Genomic DNA, 18,338 nt, shown 5'->3' with positions numbered 1-18,338 from the left:
GGCGCTCCTTCATGATTCGACGGTTATTAGGAATTCTCGTAGTCTAAGCTTTTTGCAATCTCAAGCAAAAATCTTCTAATCGGGTGACTTCCTAACGTGAGATCAGACGGAGAATGAACACCGGGCAATGTGAGCTCAGACGGAGAATCAGCCTCATGGCGACGTGAGCTCAGACGGAGAATGGGGGCCGAGTAGGGCTTCCAGGCCGCTCGAAGCCTGCGAAATGCATACTTTCTGCACCATTGCGGTGCAAATCTCCGTGAAATCTCACGTCATCCTCCGTCTGATCTCACGTTTGACCGTTTCATTCTCCGTCTAAGCTCACGTCATTCTCCGTCTGAGCTCACGTTATTCTCCGCCTGGGCTCCGCGCATCAGGCCTAAGTCGTTGTCAGCAAACGACTTATTTGCCCCCCAATATCTTCAATGGTTTCAAGTGTCCTTCTCAAAGAGATCAAGGCGGCTCACGCCTAATGTGAAAGCACGGTTTTCACGATTCACATGAAAGCGGAGTCCATCCGTTGATCAATCACCACCTTTCGTTGAGAATCGCGCCGATGGCCGCCTCACCACGACCCCCGAGACCCGCTCCAACTCCTTCGCAAGGGGATGGGGCTTGGGAGATCGTGGAGGCCTCACCACCGAACGGCAAAGCGGTGCAGGAGCAGCAGCGGTTCCGTAAGGCCAATGAGATGGTCGGGATGCGCGCGAAGAAAGGCCGCATCACCTTGGTGACCTGGAAGATCCACCAAGCACTCGTCTACCACGCACAGCAGCAGCACATGCAAAGGCTGCGGGATGCAAGCAAGGGCCGGCCCATGCAGACCGGCTCGTTCTCGATGCCGCTGTCTGAGCTGGTCGCCTCGGCGCACTACGGCAGCAACGGGCTGGAACTGTTCAAGGATTACATCCGCGAGATGCAGACGACCCTCATCGAGTGGAACTCAGATGAGACCAGCAAGGCCTACTGGACTTCGTCCCAGATCCTGGGGACCGTCGAAATCAAGGAACTCGGGCCGCCTCACCCCACGATCTTGACGTGGAACTTCCCCGACGTCGTCCGCGACTACGTCCTCGATCCGAAGCAGTACACCCGCATGATGGTGGAACTCAATGAGAACGTGAGGTCGCTCGGGGGCGCTGTCCTGGCGGAAATCGGTCTTCGCTACCTCACCTCGCCCGGAGGCCTGACGCACCGCGAGGACGTCGCCTGGTGGATCGCCGCCTTGACCGGTCGCGGGGACCGCGAGATGGAGTACCGGTACTTCAAACGCGATGTCCTGATGCCGTCGCTTAAGGAGGTCGACGACATCCAGGACGAGTTCACCCTCGAGCTCATCGAGCACCGCCATGGCCGGCGGGTCGAGGAGTTGCAACTCAGGGTGCATCGAAAGGCGCAGGGCAGCCTGGGCGTGAACGAACCGCGCAACATCTTTGACCTTGAGCTCCTGGCCCGCATCCGAGCCTTTGGCTTCCGGGAGCCGGAGGCCGGGCAGATTTACGTTCAGAACGACGAAGGCCTCTTGCGCAGAACGACCGATCTGGTTGAGGAGCGAATGAGAAACGCGGCCCTGCCCAAGATCGAGTCGCCGGCAGCGTTCTTTCGTGACGCTCTGAAGAAGGGGTATGCAAACTCAAACGCTGCGCTTGGCCACGCCGACAACGGCTCAAAGGTGCCGTCCGTGGGCAGCGACTCACCCGCCCCGGCACCGGAGAGAAAGGCGTCGCCGTCCGTCAGGAAGTCCCGCAGCGACCTCGTGGCAGACTGGGTGCGCGCGCTCGCCCGCGAAGCCGAAGCTGTTTACCGCACAAAGCTCACGCCCGTGCGGCAAGCCGAACTGCGTCAGCAGTTCGAAGAGGAGGAGGTTCCGCGGATGCTGCCGGCGATCGCTCGGGCATGGGCAGAGCAGGGCGTAGAGTCCAAGTCGGCCAAGCACACGTTCTTCAAGTGGCTGGCAACGCGCGAGCACTACGAGGAGCCGACGGCGGACCAGCTGCTGGAGTTCAGCCTGGGCGGCGAGCTGCCCGACGGAGCACTCCGGCTCGAATAGTCGAGCGGCCCGGTGTGGCCCCGGCGTGCTCAAATGGTCCAGCAAAGACAGGACACATCGATGACCACCACGACCACCACGCCACAACCTGCCTTCCAACCGCGGCCGGGCCCGTGCCGCTACAAGCACTCCTTTTCGTCTCTGATGGATCTGGAGATCGAGGAGGTCGAGTACGACGATGCCGCGCGGGTGGTGACGCTCAAGGCCGACGCCTTCGACAGCGCGTTGGTTGCGGAGTTCGCCCTGCGGGATCTGCGTGACGCCGGGATCATCGTCTACTACGACGAAACCGGCGCGCCGCGGCCGCCTGGCGCTCGGTGGCAGTTCATGTACTGCCTGGCGGGCGTTCTCTATGAGTGCGAGATCGCGCTGCAGTCCGACCGCAATGACGTGCACCGACCCGCGGCAAGGCTCACTCCTCGGGGATGACGTTCGATCGGGAAACGTACGGATTTTCTTTATCTAAGAGAAAGCCCCCCGGGGAAGCCGTTCGGGAGGAATCCATGTTCGTTTGTACGAATCCGCGAAGGATTGCCCATCCATGTGCGGGCGGTCTGCGCGAGCAAATGTGCGAAGCCGATGAGCGCCTGTTAGGACAGATTTATTTGTTTCGAACATTGTTGCGCTGCGAACTAAAGAGCGCAACAAAGATGATCCTGGTGGCCAGGCGATCCCAGCCCGATTAGATCCTGGACACAGGGTGCCGACGTGCCAGGTCGTCGGGGCCTTTGTCGTCAGGGCTTGTGCATCCAGTGCCGTGCTTGTGCTCGCGGCTTTGGTCGACTGTCATCGCCGTCCAGGCCAGGGCAGGGCGGTCCGGTCGCATCGACCCAGGCAGGATTGAAACGTACGGATTTTCTTAATCTTAGGGAAAGCCCCCCAGTGAACCAGTTCGGGTGGAATCCATGTTCGGTTGGGACGAATCCGCGGAGGATTGCCCATCCATGTGCGGGCGGCCTCGACGCGCGCGAGATCGCCTCGGTTGTTTTGATCATTGTTGCTCGGCGCAACAATACGCGCAACAAAGGAGGCGTCTAAGAGCCCACCGGAACCGCCGAAAAGTAGATCGATCGATCATGGCAAGCGAGGTCTGAAGCATTCCCTCGCCAGCTGCAGGAGGCAGCATTGTTGCGCGGAGCATCAAAGCGACGGCTAAGCGTCGTCCGCTGAGTCGACATGCAGTGGAGGAGGGCGGGGCAGGGCGATCTCTCGGTCAGGTCGAGGTGTCTGACCAGCTGGCGGCACGAGCCCTGGGAGAGCGCCGTGGCCGCACCAGGGCGTCTTTGCTGCGCTTATTGTTTTGCTACGCAACAAAGAGCGCAAGAATCCCCGGCCACGGGGATCAAGCGGGGGCGGCGGCGGCGAGCTGTCCGAGCGCGAGCACGGCGGCGGCACCCTTTGACGCCTGCTTCGAGGGGCCCGTGGCGCGCGCCTCGAGCGTGCCGCCTGCCAGGTCGAGGCGAACCGCGCACTCGAACACGCTCGGCGTCTTTGACATCTCCACGAACTCGTAGGCGGGCAGCGGCCGCCCGGCCTTCTGCACATATTCCTGGAGCCGCTGGATCGAGCGGCCGCGATCGATGGCCGACGGTGCCGGCGCTGGGGCCGTGCCCGCCTCGGCCGAGGCTACCTCGGGCGCGGGCGCGGGCGGCGCCACCGGCGGCTCGGCCTGGTTGGCGCGCGCCAGGCGCAGCACCAACTGCACGAGAAGCGCCTCGGCAGCGAGACCTTCAGCGCGGCGCTTCGCCGGCGCCGGATCGGAGCGTGCCGAGAGGGATTCCTCGCCGAGGGCGAGTTCGGCCGTGCAGACGAACGCAGGTGCGTTCGACGGGCCGGCCAAGGTGCTCTCGAACGTCGGCGTTCCCAGCTTGTGCTTCTGGCAGTACTCCAGCAGTGCTCCCTTCGGATTGCCGGTCAGGGGAGCCAGCGCGGGAGCAGGGGGCTCTTGAGGGGTTGTGGGGGTGGGCGCCACCGCAGGCGCTTCGTCTTCAGCACTGGGCGCCGGCCGGGCGACACCCATCAGATCGCAAAGCGCCAGCACCGCAGCCGCCTGTTCGGCCGCCTTCTTCTTGGAGTCGTTGGCGACCGCTCGGTAGGTCGCGCCGCGCTCCACGTCGCGCATGGTGGCCGTCGCCTTGAAGGTTGGTCCGGAAAGCTCCTCGAACTGCACCTCGAAATCGCTCACCAGGTTCTTGGCGCGCGCATGGTGCAAGAACGACACGGCCGCGGCCGGCTTCGCCCGGACCATCAAGATGAAGCCGTGGGCGATAGCCGGCGGCACTGCGGCACGGCCCTCGATGAAGCGAACCGAGATCTTGTCGGCTAGCGTCCCGGCTGCCATGCGGCGCAGAAGCTCGTCGACGAGCGCCGGCGCAAAGGTGCCCGCGAGGCCCGCCTTCACAGCTTGGCCCAGTTCGTTGTCGGCCAGGTTGCGCAGGGCGTGCTGGGCGCTCGCTTCCAGGGCGGCCCGCGCCTTGGCGAGCACCGGAGCCTTGAAGTGATCGGCCGTCTCGGCAGCAACCGCCTCAGAGGCCTCGAACAGCTCGTTGCCGATGGCGTTCAGATCGTTCTGCGAGTAGGGCAGGGGGCTGCCCTGGATCATTGCGACGAGTTGGCGTTGATCCACCAGGTCAGCGTAGCGGCGCAGCGGCGAGGTGATGTGGGCGTACGCTGGCACGTTCAAGCCGTAGTGACCGGTGAGGGTGCTCGTGTAGCGCGCCTTCTGCGCGATGAGGTTGAGCCGCTCGGTTGCAGCTGCCGTGGTGGCATGGCCGCCTGCGATCCAAGCTTCAAAGGACTCCGCCGCGGCGAGGCCTCGGGGCGCAGAGATCCGCGGCTCGTGGGATCTATATAGGAAGGGGACGTCGCTCTTGGCGGCGAGCTCGGCGATGGCAGCGTTCGCCGCGATCATCATCTCCTGCACGAGCAGGTGCCCGACCATCTCGCCGGCGGCGAAGTGCTGCACACGCCCTTCCTCGTCGGTGAGAAGCAGCTGCTGCTGGTCCAGGAAGGCAAGGGCGCCTCGCGCGCGCCGCTGCTTCAGGAAGCCCCGCGCAATCGCGATCGCGTCCACCATGGCCAGGTGCAGCGGGTGGGACTGGTCGGACGCGATGGACGGCACATCCATATATGAGAGGCGTTGCAACACCGTGATCTCGCCCAGGGAAAGGTGCGTGCCCACCTGCCCGCCGCCCTGGTCGAGCTCGAGGTCGATGAGGACTGCTGACCTTGGAACACCCGCTGTCAGCGTAGCTTGGTCCTCGGAGATCGAGCGCGGGAGCATGGGCCTGGTGGCCTGGCGACCGCGGTAGATGGTCGCGCCTTGTTTACGGGCCGCGAGGTCCTCTTCACCGCCGATCGCAACGCAGGCAGAAGGGTTGGCGATGGCCACACGCACCGTCCAGCCGGAGTCGGTCCTGGCGATCCCGATCGCGTCGTCCAGGTCGCGTGAATGTTCTGCGTCGATGGTGAAAAGGGCGATGTCGTTGTCCATGGAACCATTGTGCGCAGAGGGGAGGTTGCGCCGTCAAGGATGAAGCCGCGCGTGGCACGCGGCGTCCGCCGATTAAAAAAAAGTCGGTCGTCGCGATTGTTTCGAGTATTGTTGCCGCAACCAAGTAGAACCCGCAGCAATAGTTCCGCACAAATTAAAGAGTTTGCGGAGAATTTCGACGAAAACTAAAAGGCAACATGGCGATCCTTCCCCCACCTCCTGGCTCGGCAAAGCCTGCCGCGCCTGCTCGCCCACAACCGGCAGCGCAACCGGGCGGCGGAGGGACTGCCGCGCTCATCGAGCGTGCCCGCACGCTGCGCTTCCAGTTCGACCAGAAGGCGAGGGCGCAGTCGATCGTGTTCCAGGCGGCTCGCGCGGCAGTCGACGCCGACGGCGTCTCCACGCCAAGCGTCGCTACTCCGGCCAAGCGCGCGGTCAAGTACGACGAAAACCAGCAGCGGCTCATCGACGCCAAGGACCACATCCTCATCGGTGAGGCCGTGGCCGGCTCGGGCAAGACCACCACCGCTGTGGGCTACGCCGCGTCGCGCCCGCGCGAGAAGATGATCTACCTGTGCTTCGGCCGCGCGAACGCGGACGAAGCCCGTCAGCGCTTCCCGTCGAACGTCGAGGTGTACAACGTGCACAGCCTGGCATTCAATGCCATCGGCCACAAGTTCAAGGATCGCCTCGTCCAGTCCTGGCGCCCGCGCGACATCGCCGAGCAGCTGGGAGTGGAGAATCGCATTGCCGGCTGCATCGGCAAGACGCTCGCGTCGTTCTATGCCAGCGTGGACTTCGAGATCAACGAATCGCACTTGGCGGCTCTGGCCGACTGGGGCCTGACGCCGCTGGAGCAGGAGATCGTTCTCGGCCACGCCCGCAGCGCCTGGCAAAAAATCATCGCACCCGGCTCCACGATGCCGGTGACTCACGACACGTACCTGAAGCTGTGGACGATGTCGGAGCCGCACCTCTCCTACGACTGCATGATCCTGGACGAGGCGCAGGACACGAACCCGCTCACCGAGCAGCTGGTCATGGGGCAACTCGATCACTGCCGGCTCCTGGCCATCGGTGACCGCCACCAGTCGATCTTCGGCTTCCGGGGCGCCACAAATGCCATGCAGAACCTACGGGCGCTCGAAGGCAGCCGCGTCGTCACGATGCCCCGCACCTGGCGCTTCGGCCCGAAGACGGCGGACGTGGCCAATAAGATCCTGCAGAACCTCAAGGGCGAATCGATCGAGATCCAGGGCATGGGCAAGGACACCGGCTGGAGCCGGCAGTCGACGCTGCTCACCCGGACGAACTCGGGCCTCTTCGAGGAAGCTGTCGCCCGCCAGGGCCGCGGCATCCATTGGCTCGGCGGCGTCCAGAACTACAACCTCGACGTCATCGTCGATGCCTACAACATCTGGGCGCGCTCACTGCATGCGGTGCGGGCGCCGTTCATGAAGCGGTTCCGCTCGTGGAACGAATTCGTCGACTACTCCGAGTCGTCGCGCGATACCGAGACCCGCATGCTCATCAAGGTCGTCGAACGCCACGAGCACAAGATCCCGCAACTCGTCTCCGAGGTGAAGAAGCACGAGGTGAGAGATCCGGCTGCGGCAGATCTCACTATGACCACGCTCCACAAGTCCAAGGGCATGGAATGGGACTGCGTTCGCATCGGCAACGACTTCGAGTTCCTCTTCGAGGCCGAGAAGGAGATCTGCGAGACCGGTGAGCTTTCCAAGGCGAGCGAGCAGGAAGTGAACCTTCTGTACGTCGGCATCACGCGCGCGCGGGGCATGTGCAAGCTCAATGACGAGACCGAGCAGTGGCTCAAGGAACTGCCCCAACTGCAGGCCGAGCGGACTCGCTCGCTCGAGCTCATGCAGAGCGTCGTCGCGGCGCGTCCCGAATCCCCCAACTTTGAGGCGGCCTGAAAGCCGGTTTTTCCTTGAGCGAAACATTTGACTCGATCACGCTCGACGGCGGCAAGTACACCGTGGAGCTCGGCCACAAGAACGGCCGCTTCACCTTCACCGCGCAGCGCTACGGCCAGCCTTGGCGCGACATGTCCTCTGATGGCGACAACCTGATGCTGGCTATGTTCCAGGAGCTGCGCAGCCAGCGGGAACAGATCGCCAGGCTCGAACAGGAGGCCAAGGAACCGATCCGGCGCACTCTCCAGCGGTGGGACGTCGAAGACGGCACCACCGAGCCAGTCGAGGCCGAGCCCACCTACACGATGACCATGGACCCTGACCGCGGGCTCCTCGAGATCCGGCCTGCCGGCCTGAGCGACGAGCAGCTCAATGGCGTGCCGCAAATGCTGGTCATGGTCGAGATCCTGAACGGCCTTCCCCGGCTACTCGTCCACACGGACGTCCTCAGCGGCGAGGTTGAAGCGCAATTCGTTTCGCTTCCCGATGGAGGCCTCGTGAACCAGCTCTACGCGACGCCTGACGTCCAAGCCATCGGAGAGCAGATCCGCGCGCATGCAGCGGCCCCATCCCCGTCACCCGACTCTCGCGAGTCCGCCCGGGCGCCCCGCGCCTGATCACAGTTTTCCATCAGCAACACGGCATCACTTGAGCCGTTCACCTAGGAGCGACAGCACCATGACGACCACCCCGCCCACCCTCCGCTTCGGCTTCGCGCCGCGCGCCGCAGCCCCCGCCGTCGCACCGGCATCGACCGCGACCCCCGCCGCTTCGCCCGCTGCAGCACCGGTCGCGGCCGCACCTGTTGCGCAGCCAACCATGACCAGCACTGCACCCGTTCAGGAAACCGCCGCCGTTGCCCAAGCCGTGCAGCCCGTGCAGGCCGACGCCGGCGCAGCTGGTGATGCCAGCCTGGTGCCCGCCGTGGCCACCGAAGAGATCACGATCATGCTGCCGATCGGCGGCCGCCAGGGCCAGGTGTTCGGCGGCGTCTTCGGACGCATGGAAGGCGACAAGTTCCGCACCGACCCGCTGCTCAAGTCCATCTACCTGCTGGAGCTGATCGACGGCGCCGTGCCGGGCGGCGCTGCTGGCGAGAGCGAGCACAGCGAGATGCTCGAGCAGATGGGCGGCATCCCTGAGACCATCACGGTCTCGGTCCCGAGCGAGCTGGCCGCAGCGTTCAAGGCGACGCTTGCCAACCTGAGCGGTGCCCGTTGGCAGCAGCTGTACGACCAGGCTGGAGCCATGGCCAACTCGATGGTGAAGTTCGCGCTCAACAATGAAGCGCGGATCGCTCGGGAGACGGTCGCCCAGATCGCGCGCACTGGCGGCGAGTTGTTCACGGTCCAGGTGGCCGAGCCGAAGGAGCTGCGCTTCATGATGGTCTCCAGTGACGACTACGACGACTACGACGACTACGACCGCGAACTCTCTGGCGTGCCCCAAGCCGTTGCAGGATCCCCTGTGGTGACCGCAGCGGCCGGCGAGGCGGCTGATGCAGCGGTGGGGATGGAGGCCTTTGCGAGCGCCTGTGGCGGCCGCCAGGAAGGCGACACGGTGAGCTACAACCACATCGAGCTGTTCACGGTCGTGGCCGATAGCGCCGAGAACGCGGTGAAGGTGCAGGCGCTGGTGCCGGAATCCCTCATGGTCCGCACCGCGATCAGCGCCAGCGACGTGATGGTGAATGGCCAGCCGTACGTCGTGGCCGGCCCGCTGCTCGAAGACGATAGCTCGACGGTCGACGTCCCGCGCTGAAACCGGAATACGCTGGAATACGCCCGTGGTCGCTCCGACATAGTCATCGCTTGTTGGCGCCGCGACGGGTAACTTCCGCGAATGCAAAAACCTCTGAAAACCTTGCGGAGAATGAGCGCTTCGATAGAGAATTACGCGCAAGGGAGAGCCCTTCGGGGCGACCCAAAGGTAGAGATTTCAATGGGTATCGGCCCCCGCGAGAGCGTGTTGAGCCGGGCCTGCAGCACCAGGCGTGCAAGTGGCTTCGGCCCCCCGCCCCGGTGCGTACGGAGTCGTATGTGCGCCTGCTGTCAGGCGAGCCAGAAAACAGAAGGGCAAAAAAAAGCGAGCACCGGATGAATCCAGAATGCTCGCCGCTGGTGACCAAATCACCGGTCGATCTGGACGAAAAAAGAAGAATCGCCAAATCCAGCCGTTGCCTCGGTACCGAGGAAGATGCCTAGAGGCAGCCTCTCAGTATCAGTAGCGGTGCGGATCAGGGGAAAGAAGAGAAGTCTCTACCAACCAAAAATCAGCGCCACCAAGAGTGTGAGAAACACCAAAGGGCTTAACTTGGCGCAATTATGGTAGAGACTTCAACCAAGTGTCAACGCGACACTTCCCCACGGCGACTTTTTCCGTCCAGATCGGCTCTTGACTGAGTCATCAGCGGTGGCATCCGCTGCGACTTAGGCCAGACTTAGGCCAGACTTCTACCAAGTAGTAGAAAAGTAAGTCTACAGCAGGGCGCGGGCCTGAGAGGCCCGGCATTCTCGAAGACCGGCCTTTCAGGGCCGCCGGCGCTCGTTCGTTTGCGTGCGAGCAGTGCAAGAGAACGGTGTTCTATTTGATGATGACCTGGACGAGGCGACCGGGCCGGCGCTGTCGTTGGTGCGGGTGGGCGGCGTGCATGAGGCAGAGCGCTCCTATGGCGTGCAGGGTCTGAGCCTGCACGAGCTGTCCCGACTCGGATATCTGGCCGTGCTGAACATGGGAGCAGGTGCGAAGCGCCGCCAGACCATGTACCACGTGTCCGTGCTGCCGACGGTCATCTCCACGGCCGAACGTCTGCGCTACCGGGACTTCTATGTGAGCAATGGCTTGTTCGCGAGCGATACATCCCGGCGCTCCTGGAACGTCAAGAGCATGCAGCTGTGCTGGGTCGATCTGGACTGCTATGCGCAGGACATCGTCCCGACGGACGAGTTCGTGGAGCAGCTTCTAGCTCGCGCGCACTTCGCGGGGGTACCCCATCCAAGCCACATCGTCTCCTCGGGTCGCGGTCTCTATTTGAAGTGGCTTCTCGACAAGCCTGTTCCTGACACCGAGATGAAGGAATGGAAGAGGGTTCAGCGGATGCTGTCCCAGCTGTTCATCGATCTCGGTGCCGACGTCAAGGCGATCGACGCCGCGCGAGTCCTGCGGGTGGTGAACACCGTCAATGGCAAGGTGTCGAGCGCGGACGGCGACAGCGAAAGCGGGCTGGTACGCGTGGTTTGGGATAGCGGCAAGCGTCACTCCTTCGACACCCTGAACCAGGCAGTCAGCTTGTTCGACGAGCTGACGACGATTGCGATCCAGAAGGCGGGCGCGAAGGTCGGTCATCGGGCCGGCAGCATTTTTGTACCGAACTTCACCCTGCCTGCCGGCTACCACGGCGATGTCAACAGCCTGACCTCTTTCACGGATCGGCGCCTCGACATGCTGGCCAACTCGGGGAAGCTTGGAAAGAACGGGCGATTTGACATGTCCTTGTCGCTCGCCAGGGCCCTAGATCTGCGAGATCTGGCGCTCATGCGATGCCGTGCCAGTGGCTCAAAGGGCATTCCCGAAGGAAGTCGGGACCTCTTTCTATTTTGGCTCGTGACGTTCTTTGCCCAAGGGGGGGTGATCAACTCGCGGAACGTGTACGACGAAGTCACCGACCTGGTTCAAGCCTTCGATGGCGTCGGGCTGCAAGGGCCACGTGGTTTCCTCCACCCGCAGCAGAACGGATCACTGAACACGCTGATCAACCGCATCAAGGCGAGCGAAGCTGGGCACCGCGTGCGGTTTGCAGGAGGCGAGTGGGATCCTCGCTACACGCCCTCGAACGATTACTTGATCAATGTCCTGGGGATCACCAGCGAGGAGATGACTCACCTGCGCACGCTCATCGACGAGAACGAAAAGCGCGCAAGAGCTGATCGCAAGGTCGAGGGTCGGGCGCAGCGCCGCGAAGCCCGCAGCGCCTGGCAGGTCGAGGCCCTGCGCGTTCGCGGCGAGCTGGCTGCAGCGCGCGATGCTGGAGACACCTCGGTCCCCGAGCGCAAGGTAGCTTCATGGATCGCATCCAAGATCGGCCAGGAAGTGCAGACCGTGCGGGCGTTCCTTCGTAGGCACGACAACGCGGCGGCGATCAAGGAAGCGCGAAAGGCGGGCACCGCACCACCTCGGGCCTATCGCAAGCTGGCAGACCTCACGCCAGAGCAGCGCGAGGAGCGAAGGCGTAGCGCCGAGAAGCGCAATCACGATCGGCTTTTCGCTGGAATGCGCAAGAACGGCTACGTCGGCGACGGAAGCCCGGAAGATGTTCAGGCCTGGTTCGATGCGAAGAATGCGGCCTTTCAGGATGAGATGGCGCGAAACGCGGCTGCCGTCATTGAGGAAGCGCGGGCGAAGCGCGAGAAGGGCGTGCGCAATATGGAAGCGCAGCTGGAGCGCCTGATGCGACACGCCAGGAAAGGCACCGGTGTGCCCGAGGTCCTCGACCGGATCGCCGGCGCCGACCGGAGCATCGGGATGGAGCCCCAGGCCCCATTCGAGATGCACGGCGAGCCAACCAGGCTGGAGCCGCACGCGCCAGCTGCCCGAGGAGGCGGAGGAGGAGGCGACGACGGCGGCCCTCCGCTCGCGTTCCCACACGCGAAAACCGTGATCGAAAGAATATCCCGCGAGAGTAGGTTGCTGCGGGACAATCCGCCCAACAAGGATTCTCCGGCCACCATGAACACGCCATCCAAGAGCCCAGTCGAAGCGCCCGCCGTCGCCGGCGGAGCGGGGAAGTTGTCCAAGCGTGCTCTGCTGGAAAAGGCTCGCAAGGCCCAGGCGAGGGAGGCCTTGCCTGCGAGTGCGAACGATCCTTCGGTCGCCGCTTCTGCTGCACCACCAGCATTGCCACTCGCCTCGTCCGGGCCGGCTGCCGCCACGCCGATCGCCACGAGCGTGATCCCTCCGGATCTTCTCGATTCGTGGAGCGGTGACCCTGCCGAGGCCTCGGAGCGGGCCGGCATGCCAGATCTCGACGACGGCTACCTTGATTCCTTCGCGGACGGCGACGCGCCTGCGGCAGGACCGCCGCCGGCAGCCGTTCCTGCGGTGATCGCTCCCCAAGTCGCCGCCTCGCGGCCGCCGGCGGGCCTGACCTTCGCTCGCGGGACGAAGCCGGGGCAAGCCGCCGCGGCGCCAAGCCGAGGGTTTGGCTTCAGCCGCCCCGCACCGCCTGCAGCAAGTGGCGCGCAAGCACGTGCGGCCTCACCGGCCGCGCCCCCTGCGGGCTTCGCGTTGCGCAGGCCGGCCGCGCTGCCGTCGAAGCACCTGGGGTTTGGCTCGCCAGCCCGGCTTTCGCCCGGTGCGGCCATCGGCAACGGCCAATCCAAGGACTTCGCGAAGCTCTTCGAGGCGCCGCAGTACAGCGACGACGGGGTGCCCGCCAGCTACCCTTCCGCGGACGTCTGGCCGAACAGCGACCTTCCCGCTGGTAGCCGCTACACGCCGCAGGAATGGGCCGACGCTCGCCAGCCCGACCCAGAACTTCCTCACGGCCACGTGGTCGTCGAGTTGCAGGTGGGCAATCCCGTGAGCTGTGCGCTTATCAAGCTGCCGCGCAAGCCTGTGCCCCAGTCAAGCGAGCCGCCAGTCGCACAAACGCTCGTCGTCAATGGAAAGGTCGTCAAACAGGAGCCTTACCGAGGCATCGACGATCCGATGGCCGAAGCCATCGCCGACACGATAGTCGTCTCCAGGAAGTCGCCAATCGCTGAGGAAGTGCGGGGCGCAGTCGAGGGCGGCATCGAGATCGCCAATGGTGGCGTGAGCTCGTACTTCCGGATCATCCGTCCACGCAGCCACTACACGGACCCGGAGAAGTTCATCTACATCAACTCAAAGCTGCATATGAGCGGCTCGCTGAGCGAGGCAGGCGCGCGGATGGCTCCGAAGGCACCAGAAAGCCTTGTGGAAGAGACTTCGGAGCACGGCGAGCACGAGGAGGAACTCGAGGCGGCAGCGGAGGCGCCCCGAGGCTGATCGAGGGATCGCGTAGCTGTTCGACGGTCAGCATCAGCGGTTGCCTTGCGCGATTCGCTTGGCGACTGCTATTTTGAATGCATGACCTCCGATGCTTATATGGACGCCTTCCGTGAGGCAAGTGCTGATTCGAAGTTCGGACGTGGCGGATTGACTTATATGGACGCCTTCCGTGAGGCAAGTGCTGATTCGAAGTTCGGACGTGGCGGATTGACTGCTTGCTTATATCCGGCCTTTTCGTTGCAAAGCGGCTTTCAGACTCCTGGCTTTGCTGGCCTCCTATGGTGATTCGCAGGGTCGGGGCTTATCTCGTTCAAGGACTTCGCGCACGAGCTTATATGGACGCCTTCCGTGAGGCAAGTGCTGATTCGAAGTTCGGACGTGGCGGATTGACTGCTTGCTTATATCCGGCCTTTTCGTTGCAAAGCGGCTTTCAGACTCCTGGCTTTGCTGGCCTCCTATGGTGATTCGCAGGGTCGGGGCTTATCTCGTTCAAGGACTTCGCGCACGAGCTTGTCCAAGCATCGGAACAGCTTTACCGACCCGCGGCCCGACCGCTTTGCCATCACTTCTTCACTTCACTCGCACACACTCGTTGCGACCGTGCAGGTCGCGTTATGCGTTGACCATGACGGGCCCTTGGCGGTCACGGTCGGTCGTTGGCTGGGGCCGTTGCGGTGGCACCGAGCGCCACGCCGGGTCGTAGCGCCTGGCGTTGGCCACCAACGCCCAGGCCGTTCGCGCCAGCTTGTTGGCCAGCGCGACGACTACCACGTTGCGAGGACGTCGCTGCAGCAGGGCCTGAAGCCACGGATCCTTCTTGGCGCAGTTGAGCAGCGAGTTCGCCCCGCTCACGAGCAGGGTACGGATGTAGGGATCGCCCTTCTTGCTGATCGATCCCACGCGCACCTTGCCGCCCGTGCCCGCGTGAGCCGGCGTCAGGCCCATGCAGCAGGCGAACTGGCGCGCGTTGCGCCAGCCCGTTCCATCGCCCAGGGTGGCCGTCAGGGCCGTGGCGCTGAGCAGCCCGATACCGGGCACCTCGCGCAGTTGCTGCGCCACAGGCGAAGTCTTCTGCACCGCCTGCAGTTCGTGTTCGATCGCCTCGATGACTTCGTTGATCTGGCGCAGCGCTGCCAGTTGGAGATCCGCCAATCGGGCCATCAAGGGGGGAATCTGGGCGTCGACGTGCGAGCGTTGCGAGGCAAGCGCCTTGAGCCCGGCCTCCTTGCCCTTGGGCAGGATCACACCGAACTCGTTGAGCAGCCCGCGAAGGTTGTTGATGAGCGCCTTGCGCGTGCTCATCCACTGCGATCGCACGCGGTGCGCGGCCTGCAGCGCCTGCTGCTCGACGCTCTTGACGGGCACCCGGCGGAGATGGCTTTGGTGGGCAGCGACATAGATCGCTCGGGCATCGGCCGCATCGTCCTTGTTGCCGACCACGAAGCTCTGGACCCGGCGCGCCGGCAGCAGCTCGACCTGATGGCCCAGTGCGGCGAGCGTGCGGCCCCAGTGATGCGAGCCGCTGCACGCTTCCATGGCAATGCGCCCGGGTTGGCGCTGGGCGAAGAAGTCGGTGAATTTGCCGCGCGAGAGCTTCCTGCGCCTGATCTCGCCCGTTTGTGGCTCGATCCAGTGCACCTGGAACACATGCTTTGCAATGTCGACACCGTAAGTCGTAGCATTCATGCCGGGACCTCCGTCTCAAAGTGGGTGGATAGGACCCTCTACTTTGGCACTCGATGCCGTTCGACGCGAGGTCCCACCCCTGGAGTTCGGTTCGATTGCGGCGCCGCGGTTGAAAAGAGGAAGGCGTCCATACCATCTCTCCGCGGTACGCGCGCCTTCAATGGGCAGCGCGTCCAGCGCACCGACTTTCCCAGCAGCCCCGCGCGTTGCCCGATGGTCCAGTGCGTCTACTGCCAGGCGGGACTTTGCGACGACGCGTCGATCAACAAGGGCAATAGCGATGCAGCTTGCCACCAATCGAACAACCGGGAGGTTCTCGCAATGCTCCAGAAATCCGAGCGCGACCTCAGCGCGCCCATCATGACAGTCCTGAACGGGCGTGTCTCCACGAACGTCGCGATGCTTCCCCACGCGCTGCGCACTAACCGTCCGACGCGGGCCGAGGCCGAGATCGCGGCCGACGTGATCGAGCGCATGTATGCGGATCTGCAGGCGGCGCGGAGCGATGCCAAGCACTCGGTCGACAGCCCCAGCCCGAGCGCCGGGGTCATCCGCCTCGCCAAGGCCATCGCAGACGCAGACCCGGCCATTCGTGCCGAGGCCGCCGAGTGGCTGCGCGAGGACGTCGCCTCGGCACGCGAACACGATCCGAAGGTCGGCATCCATGCGAACCGAGCCCTGGCCGATCTGCTGAGCGCCATCGCTGATTGCCTGGAAGGGCCGGCGTCGCGGGCGCAATCGGATGCGGACCCGGCCGTTGTGTCGCAGGAGGACCTCGAAGCGCTGAGCTTCGTCGAGGACCTGGTCCGCGGCAACGGCTTCGAAGACAAGGCCGACCGGATCGCGTACCTCCATGGTGTTCTGACGCGCGTGGCGCAAGGCCGCGACGCCTCGCACTACCGTGAGTCCTACGAGCGTGCGGTGCAGCGCCTGGCGCGCATGCGTGAGCTGATCCCGGCCGAAGTCCTTCGCTCGTTCGAAGTCGAATGGCGCACCCGCAAGACCGAGCCCCTGGCGAGCGCCGCTGCGTTGAACCTGCCGGACGTGGTGCGCGCGGAACTGGCCCAGATGGCCGAGCACTGCGGCGCTGTGAGCTACTCACCGCCGCCGATGCGCGCGGTGCGTGGCGTGAGCCTGACCTTCGCGCAGCTGGAGGCCCTTGCGGTCCTGATCTCGGGTGCCGTGTGGCCCGTGCCGGACGAGGTGTCGCGATGAGCAAGGATCTGGAGGCCTGGCTCGAAGCGGGCCGCCATCTTCCGACCGTGATGCGCGACTTCCACGACCAGAAGGGCTTGTTCGCGGCCATGCACGTGCTGCAGGAGGCCCCCGTGCGCGATCCCAAGATTGCGGCGGCGAAGCACTTCGAGGTCTCGGCCGTGGCGGGCCACGCTTACGTCATAGACCAGCCGGCGCAGGGGGGCGCAGATTGGCGCCAGATCTGGGCGCCCGGGGACCCGCGGTTCCCCGCTGCCCCGCTTGTCGAGGTGGTTGCGATCGGCGAGCCCCGCAAGCATCTCTTCCCGCGCAACCGTGTCGCGGTCGTGCGCGACATCTCGATCAGGAACAGGGCCACCGGCCGCACGTCGAAGGCCCGCAGCGACCGCTTCAACGGCAAGAAGGACGGCTACGTGTTCGTGCGGGAGCCCGCAGAGTGAACGCGCCGGCGGTGTCTCCCCGCGTCCTGAGCAAGCGCGCCGGCGTGCCATCAGGCGCTGTGTACGTCGGGCGCCCGAGTCGCTTCGGCAATCCCTTCGTGATCGGCCGGCATGGCGACCGCGCCGCCGTGGTCGCCCGCTTCGAGGCCTGGCTTCTGGATAACCCCGCGCTGGTCGCAGCTGCCAAGGCCGAATTGCGTGGAAAGGACCTGGTGTGTTGGTGCGCTCCCGAGGCGTGCCATGCCGACGTCCTCCTGCGGATCGCCAACGCATAGCGCTCGATTCTCCCCAACCCTGCGCGCCTGGTCTGCGGTCCAGGCGCTTCGTTTCTCAACTCCCCAGGAATCCCCATGATCTTCTCCAACGCAACCATCTACCGGGTCACCGTCGACCCCGCCCTGCATACCTTGGACATGCTCAACGAGGCCCTGCAGAAGCTGGCCTTCATCCCCTGCGGACCGACACAGGAGTCCTCATCCGGTTGGGTGCCGCCTCGCGGCGAGGAGCATGGGCCGATGCTGGAATCCGTTGGTGGCCAGTGGATCGCCCGCTTCATGGTCGAGACACGCTCGGTACCGGCCTCCGCTGTGAAGCGCAAGGTCGAAGAGCGGTGCAAGCAGGTCGAAGAGACCACGGGCCGCAAGCCAGGCAAGAAGGAGAAGAAGGAGATCAAGGAAAACGTGCTGCACGAGATGCTGCCGCTGGCCTTCACGAAGCTTGGCGCGATCAATATCTGGATCGATCCGGCCAAGGGCCTGATGGTGATGGATACCGCCAGCATGTCCCGCGGCGATGACGTCGTCACGGCACTGGTGAAGGCGGTGGAGGGCTTCGCTTTCACCTTGCTCAACACCCAGACCGAGCCGTCGTCAGCGATGGCCCTGTGGCTGTCCGAGCATGAGCCGCCGCAGGGCTTCACGGTCGATCGGGAGGTTGAACTGCGCGCGACCGACGAATCGAAGGCCGTGGTGCGCTACGCGAAGCATCCGCTGGACATCGAGGAGGTGCGCGGGCACATCGCCGCCGGCAAGCGGCCCACGCGCCTGGCGCTGACCTGGGACGACCGCGTGTCGTTCGAGCTCACGGAAGGATTCGCTCTTCGCAAGGTCAAGTTCCTGGAGGGCGTGGACGAGAAGACCGGTCCCAAGGCGGACGATTTCGACGCGGACATCGCGATTTCGACGGGCGAGCTCTCGGGCCTGATCGCTGATCTGGTGGAGGCCCTCGGCGGTGAGATGACGATGGGGGGAGGCGCCATCGGCACGGCCACGCCCAATGCTGCGGCCGCTGAGGCCGTCGGCCACGACGAGTTGTACGAGCCAGCGCTTCGCCTCGTGCGTGAGACGCAAAAGCCGAGCATCTCGCTGCTGCAGCGCCACCTCAAGATTGGATACAACCGAGCGGCCGGCCTGCTGGAAACCATGCAGGCGCGCCAGGTGGTTTCGCCGATGGCCGAAGACGGTTCGCGCCAGCTTCTGAAGGCGGCCTGA

Annotated in this window: 13 protein-coding genes; 11 read left to right on the top strand and 2 right to left on the bottom strand. The window is 64.4% G+C overall.

Features of this window, described 5'->3' with window-relative positions:
* Positions 1 to 625 precede the first annotated feature (625 nt).
* Together E5P3_RS35295 and E5P3_RS35290 are read left to right on the top strand one after the other, a co-directional pair.
* On the top strand, positions 626 to 2,050 hold the full coding sequence (locus E5P3_RS35295; RefSeq protein WP_162590647.1) for a replication initiation protein: 1,425 nt from the start codon (positions 626 to 628) through the stop codon (positions 2,048 to 2,050).
* A gap of 60 nt (positions 2,051 to 2,110) precedes the next feature.
* Complete coding sequence (locus E5P3_RS35290; RefSeq protein ID WP_162590646.1) at positions 2,111 to 2,479, top strand: hypothetical protein; 369 nt, start codon at positions 2,111 to 2,113, stop codon at positions 2,477 to 2,479.
* A gap of 913 nt (positions 2,480 to 3,392) precedes the next feature.
* Here E5P3_RS35290 and E5P3_RS35285 read toward each other — a convergent pair.
* Positions 3,393 to 5,543 (bottom strand): RNB domain-containing ribonuclease, encoded by a 2,151-nt coding sequence (locus E5P3_RS35285; RefSeq protein WP_162590645.1) that lies wholly within the window; start codon positions 5,541 to 5,543, stop codon positions 3,393 to 3,395.
* Between the two features lie 197 nt (positions 5,544 to 5,740).
* Between E5P3_RS35285 and E5P3_RS35280 the strand changes: the two genes are divergently transcribed.
* The 5 genes from E5P3_RS35280 (at position 5,741) to E5P3_RS35260 (ending at position 13,504) form a co-directional block, all read left to right on the top strand.
* Positions 5,741 to 7,477 carry a UvrD-helicase domain-containing protein gene (locus E5P3_RS35280; protein ID WP_162590644.1) on the top strand — a complete coding sequence of 579 codons (1,737 nt, stop codon included), beginning with the start codon at positions 5,741 to 5,743 and terminating at the stop codon, positions 7,475 to 7,477.
* Positions 7,478 to 7,491: 14 nt separating this feature from the next.
* The gene (locus E5P3_RS35275) at positions 7,492 to 8,094 is read left to right on the top strand and encodes a hypothetical protein (RefSeq protein ID WP_162590643.1); all 603 of its coding nucleotides are present in this window, start codon (positions 7,492 to 7,494) and stop codon (positions 8,092 to 8,094) included.
* A 61-nt stretch (positions 8,095 to 8,155) separates the two neighbouring features.
* Positions 8,156 to 9,238, top strand: a complete 1,083-nt coding sequence (locus E5P3_RS35270; RefSeq protein WP_162590642.1) for a hypothetical protein — start codon at positions 8,156 to 8,158, stop codon at positions 9,236 to 9,238.
* 278 nt (positions 9,239 to 9,516) lie between these two features.
* Positions 9,517 to 9,681: a hypothetical protein gene (locus E5P3_RS35265; RefSeq protein ID WP_162590641.1), complete on the top strand. Its 165-nt coding sequence runs from the start codon at positions 9,517 to 9,519 to the stop codon at positions 9,679 to 9,681.
* Positions 9,682 to 10,042: 361 nt separating this feature from the next.
* Positions 10,043 to 13,504, top strand: coding sequence for a hypothetical protein (locus E5P3_RS35260; protein WP_162590640.1), 3,462 nt, complete (start codon positions 10,043 to 10,045; stop codon positions 13,502 to 13,504).
* A gap of 615 nt (positions 13,505 to 14,119) precedes the next feature.
* On the opposite strand, the gene E5P3_RS35255 is transcribed toward E5P3_RS35260, so the two are convergent.
* Positions 14,120 to 15,193 (bottom strand): IS110 family transposase, encoded by a 1,074-nt coding sequence (locus E5P3_RS35255; protein ID WP_232073661.1) that lies wholly within the window; start codon positions 15,191 to 15,193, stop codon positions 14,120 to 14,122.
* Between the two features lie 321 nt (positions 15,194 to 15,514).
* Between E5P3_RS35255 and E5P3_RS35250 the strand changes: the two genes are divergently transcribed.
* The 4 genes from E5P3_RS35250 to rdgC all read left to right on the top strand — a co-directional run bounded on the left by E5P3_RS35250 (position 15,515) and on the right by rdgC (position 18,338).
* Entirely contained in the window at positions 15,515 to 16,408 is an 894-nt protein-coding gene (locus E5P3_RS35250) for a hypothetical protein (protein ID WP_162590639.1), read from the top strand.
* On the top strand, positions 16,405 to 16,848 hold the full coding sequence (locus E5P3_RS35245; RefSeq protein WP_162590638.1) for a hypothetical protein: 444 nt from the start codon (positions 16,405 to 16,407) through the stop codon (positions 16,846 to 16,848). The genes E5P3_RS35250 and E5P3_RS35245 overlap by 4 nt, the downstream gene beginning before the upstream one ends.
* Positions 16,845 to 17,123: a DUF4326 domain-containing protein gene (locus tag E5P3_RS35240; protein ID WP_162590637.1), complete on the top strand. Its 279-nt coding sequence runs from the start codon at positions 16,845 to 16,847 to the stop codon at positions 17,121 to 17,123. The genes E5P3_RS35245 and E5P3_RS35240 overlap by 4 nt, the downstream gene beginning before the upstream one ends.
* Positions 17,124 to 17,198: 75 nt before the next feature.
* Positions 17,199 to 18,338, top strand: coding sequence for a recombination-associated protein RdgC (rdgC, locus tag E5P3_RS35235; protein WP_162590636.1), 1,140 nt, complete (start codon positions 17,199 to 17,201; stop codon positions 18,336 to 18,338).

This window comes from Variovorax sp. RA8, assembly GCF_901827175.1.
In the GTDB taxonomy this organism is placed as follows: domain Bacteria; phylum Pseudomonadota; class Gammaproteobacteria; order Burkholderiales; family Burkholderiaceae_C; genus Variovorax.
This window is presented reverse-complemented; position numbering and strand designations above follow the sequence as displayed.

Coding starts and splice junctions, on each gene's coding strand:
- E5P3_RS35255 (WP_232073661.1), bottom strand. CDS start 15,193: ATGAATGCTACGACTTACGGTGTCGACATTGCAAAGCATGTGTTCCAG.
- E5P3_RS35250 (WP_162590639.1), top strand. CDS start 15,515: ATGCTCCAGAAATCCGAGCGCGACCTCAGCGCGCCCATCATGACAGTC.
- rdgC (WP_162590636.1), top strand. CDS start 17,199: ATGATCTTCTCCAACGCAACCATCTACCGGGTCACCGTCGACCCCGCC.
- E5P3_RS35280 (WP_162590644.1), top strand. CDS start 5,741: ATGGCGATCCTTCCCCCACCTCCTGGCTCGGCAAAGCCTGCCGCGCCT.
- E5P3_RS35285 (WP_162590645.1), bottom strand. CDS start 5,543: ATGGACAACGACATCGCCCTTTTCACCATCGACGCAGAACATTCACGC.
- E5P3_RS35290 (WP_162590646.1), top strand. CDS start 2,111: ATGACCACCACGACCACCACGCCACAACCTGCCTTCCAACCGCGGCCG.
- E5P3_RS35270 (WP_162590642.1), top strand. CDS start 8,156: ATGACGACCACCCCGCCCACCCTCCGCTTCGGCTTCGCGCCGCGCGCC.
- E5P3_RS35245 (WP_162590638.1), top strand. CDS start 16,405: ATGAGCAAGGATCTGGAGGCCTGGCTCGAAGCGGGCCGCCATCTTCCG.